The 12,089-nt window shown below is 63.6% G+C and carries 9 protein-coding genes and 4 tRNA genes; 7 read left to right on the forward strand and 6 right to left on the reverse strand.

What is annotated here, in order from left to right; all coding sequences use genetic code 11:
• Positions 1–50: 50 nt before the first annotated feature.
• The 4 genes from ppk1 to ACZZ0O_RS11580 all read right to left on the reverse strand — a co-directional run bounded on the left by ppk1 (position 51) and on the right by ACZZ0O_RS11580 (position 6,194).
• Positions 51–2,153 (reverse strand): polyphosphate kinase 1, encoded by a 2,103-nt coding sequence (gene ppk1 / locus ACZZ0O_RS11565; protein WP_463592442.1) that lies wholly within the window; start codon positions 2,151–2,153, stop codon positions 51–53.
• Between the two features lie 120 nt (positions 2,154–2,273).
• Positions 2,274–3,602 carry a phosphate regulon sensor histidine kinase PhoR gene (gene phoR, locus ACZZ0O_RS11570; RefSeq protein WP_055845995.1) on the reverse strand — a complete coding sequence of 443 codons (1,329 nt, stop codon included), beginning with the start codon at positions 3,600–3,602 and terminating at the stop codon, positions 2,274–2,276.
• A gap of 76 nt (positions 3,603–3,678) precedes the next feature.
• Complete coding sequence (gene phoB / locus ACZZ0O_RS11575) at positions 3,679–4,368, reverse strand: phosphate regulon transcriptional regulator PhoB (protein ID WP_002806631.1); 690 nt, start codon at positions 4,366–4,368, stop codon at positions 3,679–3,681.
• A gap of 179 nt (positions 4,369–4,547) precedes the next feature.
• Positions 4,548–6,194: a M48 family metalloprotease gene (locus ACZZ0O_RS11580; protein WP_055845992.1), complete on the reverse strand. Its 1,647-nt coding sequence runs from the start codon at positions 6,192–6,194 to the stop codon at positions 4,548–4,550.
• A gap of 149 nt (positions 6,195–6,343) precedes the next feature.
• Between ACZZ0O_RS11580 and grxC the strand changes: the two genes are divergently transcribed.
• From grxC to ACZZ0O_RS11595, 3 genes are all read left to right on the forward strand, one after another.
• Complete coding sequence (grxC, locus tag ACZZ0O_RS11585; RefSeq protein WP_055845990.1) at positions 6,344–6,649, forward strand: glutaredoxin 3; 306 nt, start codon at positions 6,344–6,346, stop codon at positions 6,647–6,649.
• Positions 6,646–7,041, forward strand: coding sequence for a carboxymuconolactone decarboxylase family protein (locus ACZZ0O_RS11590; RefSeq protein ID WP_115527227.1), 396 nt, complete (start codon positions 6,646–6,648; stop codon positions 7,039–7,041). The genes grxC and ACZZ0O_RS11590 overlap by 4 nt, the downstream gene beginning before the upstream one ends.
• Positions 7,042–7,370: 329 nt before the next feature.
• Positions 7,371–8,378: an isocitrate dehydrogenase gene (locus tag ACZZ0O_RS11595; protein WP_463590819.1), complete on the forward strand. Its 1,008-nt coding sequence runs from the start codon at positions 7,371–7,373 to the stop codon at positions 8,376–8,378.
• A gap of 143 nt (positions 8,379–8,521) precedes the next feature.
• On the opposite strand, the gene ACZZ0O_RS11600 is transcribed toward ACZZ0O_RS11595, so the two are convergent.
• The gene (locus ACZZ0O_RS11600; RefSeq protein WP_055845987.1) at positions 8,522–9,283 is read right to left on the reverse strand and encodes a Bax inhibitor-1/YccA family protein; all 762 of its coding nucleotides are present in this window, start codon (positions 9,281–9,283) and stop codon (positions 8,522–8,524) included.
• A gap of 150 nt (positions 9,284–9,433) precedes the next feature.
• On the opposite strand from ACZZ0O_RS11600, the gene ACZZ0O_RS11605 reads away from it, so the two are divergent.
• From ACZZ0O_RS11605 to ACZZ0O_RS11620, 4 genes are all read left to right on the forward strand, one after another.
• Positions 9,434–9,510: transfer RNA gene (locus tag ACZZ0O_RS11605), tRNA-Pro, on the forward strand.
• A gap of 42 nt (positions 9,511–9,552) precedes the next feature.
• A tRNA-Arg gene (locus tag ACZZ0O_RS11610) sits at positions 9,553–9,629 on the forward strand.
• A 32-nt stretch (positions 9,630–9,661) separates the two neighbouring features.
• Positions 9,662–9,738: transfer RNA gene (locus ACZZ0O_RS11615), tRNA-His, on the forward strand.
• An 83-nt stretch (positions 9,739–9,821) separates the two neighbouring features.
• Positions 9,822–9,897, forward strand: a tRNA-Lys gene (locus tag ACZZ0O_RS11620).
• Between the two features lie 266 nt (positions 9,898–10,163).
• Here ACZZ0O_RS11620 and ACZZ0O_RS11625 read toward each other — a convergent pair.
• Positions 10,164–11,426, reverse strand: a complete 1,263-nt coding sequence (locus ACZZ0O_RS11625; protein ID WP_463590820.1) for an alpha/beta hydrolase family protein — start codon at positions 11,424–11,426, stop codon at positions 10,164–10,166.
• Positions 11,427–12,089: the final 663 nt, after the last annotated feature.

Here is a 12,089-nt window from a genome sequence, read left to right on the forward strand (position 1 = left end):
TGGTAGCCGATGGGCGGTCGGCCACGTGAGAGGCCACGGCCGCGGCGTTCTCAGATCCGATCGAGCAAGGTCATCTGCGCCGAATGGGCCGGTTCGCCAGGGCCGGGGGTGCGCTTGTGGTACACGCCCTCGGCATCCAGTTCCCATGCACTGACGTTGTCGTCCAGGTAGTTCTGCAGCACTTCGCGATAGACGCGCTTGGCCAGATCCGGGTCCAGGATCGGGAAGCAGGTTTCCACGCGGCGCAACAGGTTGCGTTCCAGCCAATCGGCGCTGGCGCAGTACAACTCGGCCGCCCCGTCGTTGCCGAACCAGTAGACACGGCTGTGTTCCAGGAACCGTCCCACGATCGAACGCACGCGGATGTTGTCCGACACACCCGGCACGCCCGGCCGCAGCGTGCAAGCGCCACGCACGATCAGATCGATCTGCACCCCGGCTTGCGAGGCGGAATACAACGCACGCACCACCTGCGGCTCGTTGAGGGCATTCATCTTGGCGATGATGCGGCCGGGGCGGCCGTTACGCGCCAGGCGGGTCTCGCGTTCGATCCGCTTCAGCACGCCGGCATGCAAGGTAAATGGCGACTGCAGCAATTGTTCCAGCTTCATGCGCGGGGCAAGCCCGGACAACTGCTGAAACAGCATGTGTACGTCGTTGCCGATCTCCGCATCGGCGGTGATCAGGCTGATGTCGGTATACAGACGCGCGGTACCGCTGTGGTAATTGCCGGTGCCCAGGTGCACATAGCGTTTGAGCTTGCGCCCCTCGCGCCGCACGATCAGCAGCATCTTGGCGTGGGTCTTGAAACCGACCACGCCATAGACCACCTGCACGCCGGCTTCCTGCAACTTGTCGGCCAGGCCCAGGTTGGCCTCTTCGTCGAAGCGCGCACGCAGCTCCACCACCACGGTGACGTCCTTGCCGTTGCGCGCGGCCAGAATCAGCGCATCGACGATCAGCGAATCCTTGCCGGTGCGATACAGCGTCTGCTTGATCGCCAGCACGTTCGGGTCGACCGCGGCCTGGCGAATCACATCCAGCACCGCGGTAAACGCATCGAAGGGATGATGCAGCAGCACATCGCCCTTGCTGACAATCTGGAAGATGCCCTCGCTGTCGCGCAAAGTGCGCGGGTTGAACGAGGGGTACTTGAGCTCCGGGCGCTGCACCAGGTCGTAGACCTGGGTGACGCGGCTCAGGTTGACCGGCCCGACGATGCGATACACCGCGTTCTCGTTCAAACCGAAGTTCTGCAGCAAGGTGCGCATGATCGGCGCCGGGCAATCGTGCGCAATCTCCAGCCGCACCGCCGGCCGGTAGCCGCGCGTAACCAGCTCGTCGCGCAACGCAAGCGCCAGGTTTTCGACTTCTTCTTCGTCCACCACCAGCTCGGAATTGCGGGTGACACGGAACTGGTAGGAGCCCTTGACCTGCATGCCCGGGAACAATTCGTCCACGAACTCCGACAACACCGAGGACAGGAACACAAAACTCTGCGCACCCTCCGGCGACAGGCTGGCCGGCAACTGGATGATGCGCGGCAACGAGCGCGGCGCACGCACGATGGCCAGATGGCCGGCGCGCCCGAACGCATCCTGGCCTTCCAGCACCACCACGATGTTCAAGGTCTTGTTGAGAATCTTCGGGAACGGATGCGCCGGGTCCAGGCCCAACGGCGACAGCACCGGCATGATTTCGTTGCGGAAGTAGGCACGCAGCCAGCGCTTCTGGCGCGAGGTCCACGTCGCGCGGCCGAGCACGGCAACGCCGGCCTCTTCCATCGCCGGGCGCAGCACGTCATTCCATGCGTGGTACTGCTGTTCCACCAGTTTGGCCGCGCGGTCGTGCACGGCATTGAGGATGGCCGTGGGGCTCAATCCGTCCGGCGCCGGCGGCAGGCCGAACTCCTGCGCATGCCGCACGGTGGCGGCGCGGATCTCGAAGAACTCGTCCAGGTTGGTGCACGAAATGCACAGGAACCGCAGCCGTTCCAGCAGCGGCACCTGTTCGTCCAGCGCCTGCGCCAGCACCCGGAAATTGAAGTCCAGTTGCGACAGTTCCCGATTGATGTACAGCGCCGGATCACGCAAGGGATCGGTGGCGATGTCTTCGGAAGGTGTGACGTCGTGCAGTTGTTTGGCGTTGCCCATGGAGTCGGTCATCAAGACGAGTTGGTATGCGGTGTTGCTACAAGCGCGTTGCGGTGCAGCGCGTGCAACGTGCGTTGCGCAGGTGCATCGCGTCGCGCGGCGACGCGCACTCCCTACATATCATGCCAAGCGTGACAGTGGCAGGGACTGTTCGCGCTGCACGATGCGTGCGCCCACAAAATGGCACGAGAATTCGCTGCCGCGTCCCACTTCGCTTTCGATCTCCAGCCGTGCCTGGTGCAGCCCCAGGATGTGCTTGACGATCGACAGCCCCAGCCCGGTGCCGCCGCTCTCGCGCGAGCGGCTGCTGGACACGCGATAGAAGCGCTCGGTGATGCGCGGCAGATGCGAGGCAGGAATGCCGTAGCCGGTGTCGCGCACTGCCAACGCCGCGCCATCGCCTTCGCGCATGAAACGGATCGTCACCGTGCCGCCGCCGGGTGTGTAACGCACCGCGTTGGTGACCAGATTGGAAAACGCGCTGTGCAATTCCTTGTTGGAGCCGAGCAGATCCACACCGGCCTCATCAATCACGTCCACCGTATGCCGGCCCTGGCTATGCGCCTCGGCCTCGCGGCGGAGTGTCGAAAGCATCGGCGCCATCGCCACGTGTTCTTCGCCGAGTTCTTCCTGCGATTCCAGCCGCGACAGGGTCAGCAGGTCTTCGACCAGCTGCGCCATGCGCTGCGACTGCTTGCGCATCTCCGCCAGCATCGGGCCGGAGTCCGGGAAGTCCTCCGGGTCGAGCATGTCCAGATAGCCGTGCACCACCGTCAATGGCGTGCGCAGCTCGTGCGACACATTGGCTACGAAATCGCGACGTACCTGTTCCAGACGCAGCAGCTTGCTGACATCGCGTGCCACCAACAGCCAGTAGTCGTCGGAGTAGGGGATCAGGCGCAGATTCAGGCGCAGATCCGGGTCCACTGGCGAGGCCGCATCCAGCATCGGCTCGGCGTTGCGGCCGGCTGCCAGCCAGTGCGCAAGCGGCAACGGCTGCAGCCGCTCCACCACCGACACGCCCATGTCGCCGGGATGATGCAAGCCGAGCAGCCCGCCGGCAGCCTTGTTGAACCACTGCACGCGCTGGCTGTTGCGATCCACCACCACCACCGCATCAGGCAGCGCCTGCGCGGCGGCGCGGTAGGTGCGCAGCATGTCGATCAAGCGGCGCTTGCGGCCACGCATTTCGGCCTGGCTGCGATACAGCAACCGGTCCAGTTCGTTCCAGGCACCCACGCCGGCGGCAGGTTCGGCACGCTGGCGTGCGGTGAGGCGACGCAGCACCTGGCGCAACCGCCAGTAATGCCAGGCCAGCACGCCCAGCGCGGTGAGCGTCAGTGCCATCCACACATGCCCGATCAGCACGCCCGCTACGACAGCAGCGCCCAATAACAGCGCAAGGGTGCCGAGCGTCTTGAGCCAGGCGGAACGGATATGTTGGGGCATGGAAGGCGTTACCACGAAGCGTCAGGTAGGCAGCCAACCCGGCCAGGCAGCGGCCGGGTTGCCGTGCGGCACGTACTTAAGTTGCCGACGAAAAACGATAGCCCGAGCCACGCACGGTCTGCACCATGTTTTCCAGGCCGAACGGTTCCAGCGTCTTGCGCAGGCGGCGAATGTGCACATCGATGGTGCGTTCTTCCACATACACGCTGCCGCCCCAGACATGGTCCAGCAACTGGGTGCGGGTGTACACGCGCTCCGGATGGGTCATGAAGAAGTGCAGCAGGCGGTATTCGGTCGGGCCGATCGGCACCGGCGCATCGCCGGCGAACACGCGGTGCGCCGCGCCATCGATGCGCAGCCGACCCACGGCCACGCTGCCGTCTTCGTCGTCCTCGCGGGTGCGGCGCATCACCGCACGGATACGCGCCAGCAACTCGCGCGCCGAAAACGGCTTGACCACGTAGTCGTCGACGCCTGCTTCCAACCCGCCGACACGGTCGTTTTCTTCGCCACGCGCGGTCAGCATGATGATCGGAATCTCGCGCGTCAGCTGTTCCTTGCGCCAGCGCCGCGCCAGATCCAGCCCGCTGGTACCCGGCAGCATCCAGTCCAGCAGGATCAGGTCGGGGACGCGGTCGGCAATGGCGGTCTGTGCTTCGCGCGCGTCGCCGGCATGGATGGGCTCGAACTCGCCTTTGCGCAGCGCGAACGCCACCATGTCGCGGATCGCGGGTTCGTCATCGACGATTAGAATGCGTTTTTGCACGCGGGGCTTACCGTCTGGCTTTGGTGATCGCCAGTAGACTACGGTTTTGTGACTCTAATGTGACATCGCTGGCGCTGCTTGTAGACAGGCTGCCATTTTGCGAAGCGGGCTGAGCCGTTGCGAGCGGCTCCAGGCCCGGGCGCCGCATGTCGCGGTCGGCGCCAATCCCGTGCCAGCTGTCAACGCGTGGAAAGATCCGGGTCGCGAATGCCCTGGCGACGCAGCTCCAGCACGGTGGGCGTAATCGCAGCGATGCGCGCATCCACACGCGCCCGGGTCACATAATCCAGATCCTTCTTTTTCAGTGCTTCCAGCTGGATCAGGGCCTGCTCCGGGCGCCCGTTTAACGACGCCGATTCGGCATAGGCTTCGCTGGCGCGCAGATGGTCGCCAGCGAGTTCGCAGGCGCGGGCGTAGGTCTGCTGCAGCAACGGGTCTTCGCCGTTGCGGTAGAGCAGGGGTTCCAGCACCTGGCGCGCGCGCTGGCCGGATTCCTTGCTGGCTTGTTCGTTGAGCGCGCCGGCATAGGTCAATGCCACCGCACGGTTGTTCGGCAGCCGCTTGAGCAGCGCATCGAAGCGCGCATTGGCCGCCTCGCGCTGCCCCACGCGCGCCTGCGCCTCGCTCAGGCCCAGCGCCAGCCACAGGTTGTCCGGATGCGCCTCCAGCAGGCCGGCCAGCTCGGCCACCGGCTCGCTCGGCCGGCTTCCGCTGTTGCGCAGCTGTGCCAGCGCCAGCCCGTAACGCTGCGCATCGGTCAGGCCTTGCTTGGCGCTGCGGCGCAGGTTTTCGTATTCGCGAATGGCCGCATCGGGCGTGCTCGCACTGAGCACGCGCAGACGTTCCTTGGCCCAGTCGAAACTCTGTTGATCGCCGCCACGGCTCAACGCATCCACCGGCAGCCGTAACGCATACGGCAGCAGCGCGTTGCCATTGCGGCTCAACGGTTCCGACAACGATGGGTCGGACGGGTCCACGCGCTCCTGGCGCGTTCCGCCCGGCACCGAGGTGGTCAACACCACGGTGTTCTTCTTCATCTGCTCGGCGCGCGCCTTGGCCTCGCTGATGCGGGTGGTGGTGACCGGGTGGGTCTGCAGGAAGTCCGGCGCGCTATAGCCGCCCTCGTTGGCGCGCATCGCCACCGACATGCGCTCGAAGAAGCCGGCCATCGCGTCCACGTCGTAGCCGCTGCGCACCAGCGTGCGGATGCCCAATCGGTCGGCTTCGGATTCGTTGGAGCGGGTGTAGTCGATCTGGCGTTGCTGCATCAGGCCCATCGCACTGGTGATGGTGGCCATGGTGGCATCGCCTTTGGAATTGCCGCCGGCCTGCTGCGCCGCAACCACCGCCGCCAGCATGCCGAGCAAGATCGGAATCTGGTCGCGCTGCGCCCGCTCCACTCCGCGTAGCACGTGCTGCTGGGTGACGTGGGCGATTTCGTGCGAGAGCACCGCCGCCACTTCATCCTCGCGCTCGGCGGTCAGCACCAGCCCGGCGTTGACTGCGATATAGCCGCCCAGCGTGGCGAACGCGTTGATCTGGCGGTCGCGCAGCATGAAAAAGGTAAATGGCTGCTGCGGCTGGTCGCTGTTGGCGCCCAGGCGGGTGCCCATGGTCTGCAGCCAGTCGCCGATCAACGGGTCGTCCAGCACGTAGTCGTAGTTGCGCAACTCGGCCAGCATCATCTTGCCGTACTCGGCCTGACGGGCCGGGGTCAGCAGCTCGCCCGCCGACGAGCCGATATCGGGCAGGCGGCTTTCCTGGGCAGGTGCCACGCCCATGGCGAGGGCCAGGGTGAGGGCGGTGGCGAGCGGAAGCAGGCGCAAGTGAAACTCCCAGGTGGTGCGCGGAGCATGCGGGCAGCGCAGCGCAGCGGTGTGAATCGGCAATTAATCCACAGTGTTGCGGTGACGACATGGAAATTCCAGTCGCCCGCTACCATGTATCAGACCTCAGACCCACCACGGAGTTTCCTGTGAGCCAAGACCACACCGGGCAGGACGCGGCCACCGGCCCGCAGATCACCCTGTATTCCACCGCCATCTGCCCGTACTGCGTGGCGGCCAAGAACTTCCTCAAGAGCAAGGGCCAGACCTGGACCGAGGTGCGGATCGACCTGGACCCGGTCGAGCGCGACAAGATGGTCGCCCTGGCGCGACGCACCAGCGTGCCGCAGATCTTCGTTGGCGACACCCACGTGGGTGGCTACGACGACATGATGGCCATGCACCGCGCCGGCAAACTCGAACCGCTGTTCTCCGCTGCGGGCGGTCAGGCGTGAGTAGTTCCGACGACGGCAGCGCCGATCGCCTGCGCGAGTTCACCGACTTCCGCCAGCGCATGAACCAGCGCATCCTGGCCGAGCCCAACCAGGTCGTGCGGCGCTTCTTCGCGCTGGATACCCAGACCTACCAGGCCGGCGCGCTGGATGTGAAGACCAAGGAGCTGCTCGGCCTGGTCGCCTCGATGGTGCTGCGTTGCGACGACTGCATCAGCTACCACGTGGCGCAATGCAAGGAGGCCGGCGTCACCCGCGAAGAGTTCTTCGAGACCTTCTCGGTTGGCCTGGTGGTCGGTGGCTCCATCGTGATCCCGCATCTGCGCCGCGCGGTGGATTTCCTCGACCAGCTCGAAGGCGGCGCGCCTGCGCCGGCCGAACACAGCCACGGCTGATCCAGCGCTGCTCTGGCTCCAGTGCGCCGCCCACCGAGGCGGCGCGCTGCGTTTTGGGGCCTGGCGGCCATCCGGCGCACGGGACCTGGTTCGCGCTGCCGCGCGCGGTGTCGTGGAGAGCCTGCAGGGGTTGGGAGGATACGCACCGGTTCGGCATCCGTCCGGGCCACGCGCGCTGCGGCCGCTGCCCCTGTTGCCAGCCCCTTAGACGATGGTCGGTTTGGGCGCGGTCACCGGCATCGGGCATAATTGCCGGTGAAACCTCCTTGCGCCGCTCTGCCGGGTTTGACGGCTGGCGCTCCCCCCTTCAAGTTCGGAACCCCAACCTTATGACGCAGACAATCACGGTCATCCGCGGCGACGGTATTGGCCCGGAGATCATGGATGCCACGCTGTTCGTGCTCGACGCGCTGCAAGCTGGCCTGACCTACGAGTACGCAGACGCTGGCCTGGTCGCGCTGGAAAAGCACGGCGATCTGCTGCCCGAGTCCACCCTGGCCTCGATCACCAAGAACAAAGTGGCTTTGAAAAGCCCGCTGACCACGCCGGTTGGCGAAGGTTTCAGCTCGATCAACGTCGCCATGCGTCGCAAGTTCGACCTGTACGCCAACGTGCGTCCGGCCAAGTCGTTCCCCAACACCAAATCGCGTTTCGCCGATGGCGTTGACCTGATTACGGTGCGCGAAAACACCGAAGGCGCGTATCTGAGCGAAGGCCAGACCGTGTCCGAGGATGGCGAGACCGCATTCTCCGGCGCCCGCGTCACCCGCAAGGGCTCCGAGCGCATCGTGCGCTACGCCTTCGACCTGGCGCGCGCCACCGGCCGCAAGAAGGTCACCGCGGTGCATAAGGCCAACATCATCAAGTCGACCTCGGGCCTGTTCCTGAAAGTCGCCCGTGACGTCGCCACGCAGTACCCGGAAATCGAATTCCAGGAAATGATCGTCGACAACACCTGCATGCAGCTGGTGATGCGTCCGGAACAGTTCGACATCATCGTGACCACCAACCTGTTCGGCGACATCATCTCCGACCTGTGCGCCGGTCTGGTCGGCGGCCTGGGCCTGGCCCCGGGTGCCAACATCGGTCTGAATGCGGCGATCTTCGAGGCCGTGCATGGCTCGGCGCCGGACATCGCAGGGCAGGGCAAGGCCAATCCATGCGCGCTGCTGCTGGGCGCCGCGCAGATGCTGGACCACATCGGTCAGCCGCAGAACGCCGAGCGCCTGCGCGAAGCGATCGTCGCCACGCTGGAAGCCAAGGACTCGCTGACCCCCGACCTGGGTGGCACCGGCAACACCATGGGCTTCGCCAAGGCCATCGCCAGCCGCCTCTGAGCGCGCGGGTAGATCGCACAAAAAGAAAGGGCGCCTAGGCGCCCTTTGTTTTTGGTGGAAGCGGATTGCTTAACGTCAGTGTCAAACCATCAGGCCAAGCGATCGCTGTTGCGATTCCCCAATCCCGATTCCCGATTCCCCGCTTAATTGCGCGACTGCAGCTTCGACAGCAGGCGCAAAAACTCGATGTACAGCCACACCAGCGTCACCATCAGGCCGAACGCGCCGTACCACTCCATGTGCTTGGGTGCACCCTGCTCGACGCCGCTTTCGATGAAGTCGAAGTCCAGCACCAGATTCAGCGCTGCCACCACCACCACGAACAGACTGAAGCCGATGCCGATCAGGCCCGAGTCGTGGATGAAGGGAATGCGCACACCGAACAAGCCCAGCACGATGGTGGCCAGATACACCAGCGCGATGCCGCCGGTGGCCGCGACCACACCCAGCTTGAAGTTCTCGGTGGCCTTGATCAAGCCGCTGCGATACGCGAACAACAGCGCGAACATGGTGCCGAAGGTCAGTAGCACCGCCTGGAACACGATGCCGTTGAAACGTGCCTCGTAGACGGCCGAGATCGAACCCAGAAAAAAGCCTTCAATCAGCGCGTACAGCGGCGCGGTGACCGGTGCCCAGGTCGGCTTGAAGCTGGTCGCCAGTGCAAACACCAGCCCGCCGATCGCACCGGCGATCATGTACAGGCGTGCTGCCGGCAGCGGCGCGCCGTCGGCACCGATCGATTGCGACCAGGCAAACGCAGCGGTGGCGACGGCCATCAGCAACAGCAGGCCGGTCTTGTTGACCGTGCCGTTGAGTGTCATCGCCTGACCATCGCGGGTGACCACCGAGCCGGAGCCGAGGTCGAGGAACGTGGATTCCCGAAGAGCCGGGTTACCGCTACGCATGCGTGTTCTCCATGAAAGTGGTGCTCGCCGTACCGGTGAGCGTTGCTGCGAGGATACCGGATCGCCGAATTTACACAGAGTGATTGACAGCGAGGCCAATCGTTCCCAAAATAGCCGACCTTTCCAGCCTTTGGGATGGAAAGGTCCCGCCGGGGTATAGCGCAGTCTGGTAGCGCGCCTGCTTTGGGAGCAGGATGTCGGGGGTTCGAATCCCTCTACCCCGACCATTCCGAGCTCTTGACGGCGTGGGAGTGCAAAGTTCGGTCCGGGCGCCCGTAGCTCAACCGGATAGAGCACCGGCCTTCTAAGCCGGCGGTTACAGGTTCGAGTCCTGTCGGGCGCGCCATCGGCGGTGCGGTAGGAAGTAGGTTTTCAGTGGTGGCTGTAGCTCAGCTGGTTAGAGTACTGGATTGTGATTCCAGATGTCGGGGGTTCGAGTCCCCTCAGCCACCCCACTGATTGCAGGAAAGTTCGACCCGATGCATCGCGGGGTGTTGCAACGAAGCAAAAATGCACATACAATGTGCGACCAGTTTCAGGGCCGTTAGCTCAGTTGGTAGAGCAGTTGACTCTTAATCAATAGGTCCAAGGTTCGAATCCTTGACGGCCCACCAGACAGGCAGCCACTCAGCGTAAGTTGAGTGGCTGTTTTTCTTTGTGCCGATGCCTGGTCCAGGCGCACTGTATTCCCAGCATCGCTGCGCGGCCATCTACGCGTTTATCGCAACCCTTGGTGCCCACGTCGGTGCGCGAAATCGATCGGCTCGACCTCGTCATCTTGGAGATGACGAAGTGGCGATCCGAAGACGGCGACAATGCTCCGCGTACCGCCTGATGCGTTGTCGCCTCGCATCACAGCGAAGCATCGCGCGCCCTGGCTTTAGCGCTGCTTGTCCAGCAGTTGCTGGCGCACGGCGATCATGCAGCTCTCCTTGATGATCAGGTGCTCCAGAGCGCTGTTGTCGTCGCGGTTGCCGCTTCCCAGATCCAGCACCGAAACCTGCGTACTGCCGTGTCGCTTGAAGCTGTCGATGGCGGTGATGGCGTTCTTCAGTGGCACGGTGGCGTCATTGGACGAGCCGCACAGCAGCGTGCGTGTGCGTGGCGTCCAGTCCAGCAGATCGTTGCGCGCCAAGTCCTTGCGGAACGGGTTGTTCGGATTGCGTGGCACGTCCTTGTAGAAACTCGGCTGGAAATAGCTGCCGATCTTGTCGATGCCCGGCAGCGCGTCGCCGATCGCAAGATCGGTCAGCTCATCCTTACCCGGAAAATAACCCTCGACCTTGCTCGCCCACGGGTCCTGAAAGACCTGCGACGGAGCGAGATAGATGTTGTGATAAGCATGCTGCATGCCGACCAGCGCGTAAGTGGCCAGCACCAGGCCGAAGGTGCTTTCGCCAACCGCATTGGTTCCGCTCCAGCTGTCCAGGAAGGTCTGACTCAGCGCATATGGCCCGGAGATCGGTGCGCTGGCGACCAGATTGAGTTCCTTGGAATCGTGCGCTTCGATCTCGCGCTGGGTCGCCATCGCGGCATGCCCGCCTTGCGAATATCCCGACAACATGACCTTGCCCGATAGTGGCGTGTGCAAACGTGCCAGAACCTGGCGTGCGGCGCGCATCGCGTCGATGCTCGCACTGGCCTCGGTGGCCGCGTGCAGATAAGGATGGAACGGGTACTGCGACTTGCCCAATCCCAGATAATCGGTACTGACCACCACATAGCCCTTGCCCGCCAATCGAGTGACAAGCGGGTCGTCGCCCTTTGCATCGCGGATGTCCTTCGCCTGTTCCGCAGTACGTTTGGGTTGGGTGCCCTGGTTCCAGCTCAGCAAGGGGTAGGGGCCTGTGCAGCGTGTGCCGCCCGGCACCAGCAGAACGCCCGACGCGGTGGTCGGCTCTCCCTGGACACCGATCGTGGCGTAGGTGAACTCGGCCACGCGAACATCGCATGTCGGAAGGTCGCTGGCCTTGTCGTCGGGCAGCAAGGCGGCAAGTGCCGAGCGGGTATAGCTGGTCAGGAAATTACTGTTGAGCAGGGTGCCGCGCGCAGGCGACGCCACTGCGATCATCGGCAGAAAAGCCAGTGCAGTCCCAATGGCAGTGAACAGGCGTGATGCGTTGCGATTCCGTATCTGGACCATGGAGTGGTGTCTCATATGTAGTTACCCGAGAAGTGCGGATTGCGTGGGGAGCGACCGGGAATTCGAAAGCTTCCCGCTGCGACGCAATCCCTTGCAGTTGGTTGGTGCAAGTTTTGTATCCGGTAACGACTTACAGTCAGGCGCGTATCGGCCAACCTGCTTTAAAAAAAGTGGCATGCGATATGCCGATAGTGCGAGTTAAGAGCGCCAGATGATGTGCTTGTGGGGCAGGCCAGGATTTCCCAACAACGAAGCCCACACTCCCAGCGCGAATGCACGCGGTGTAACGCGATTAATCGCCGCTCCGCGTTTATCGGGTGTTTGACGCAATAGATTCGCAGAGTGATTGAAGGTGGCAGAGAGGTGCGCGACGCCTGGTTCCCTGCTGGTAACTCACTATGGCGGCGACTGCATGCAGTCGGCTGTACATGCCCGGTAGGCAGCGCGACATATCCATGCCGGAACGACATGCATGGGCATTAAGTAAGAAGTATCGAATACCGAATGGATGCTGCTGCATCACTTGATCAGCAAGCTACCAACTGCCGCCTTAGATGTTCGAAAATTCTCTTCGCCTCGATTAAGGCAAGGGTGTTACCGATATATTGCAGGCAGTGGTGAAAGAATTTTGCAGCTGCAACGCCGCGCGCAATCGACGCAGTT

This window comes from Xanthomonas sp. AC360 (assembly GCF_979258225.1).

Excerpts from the sequence above, each read along its gene's own strand:
- ACZZ0O_RS11625 (WP_463590820.1), bottom strand. The coding sequence starts at position 11,426 with ATGGTCCAGATACGGAATCGCAACGCATCACGCCTGTTCACTGCCATT.
- ACZZ0O_RS11600 (WP_055845987.1), bottom strand. The coding sequence starts at position 9,283 with ATGCGTAGCGGTAACCCGGCTCTTCGGGAATCCACGTTCCTCGACCTC.
- phoR (WP_055845995.1), bottom strand. The coding sequence starts at position 3,602 with ATGCCCCAACATATCCGTTCCGCCTGGCTCAAGACGCTCGGCACCCTT.
- ACZZ0O_RS11595 (WP_463590819.1), top strand. The coding sequence starts at position 7,371 with ATGACGCAGACAATCACGGTCATCCGCGGCGACGGTATTGGCCCGGAG.
- ppk1 (WP_463592442.1), bottom strand. The coding sequence starts at position 2,153 with ATGGGCAACGCCAAACAACTGCACGACGTCACACCTTCCGAAGACATC.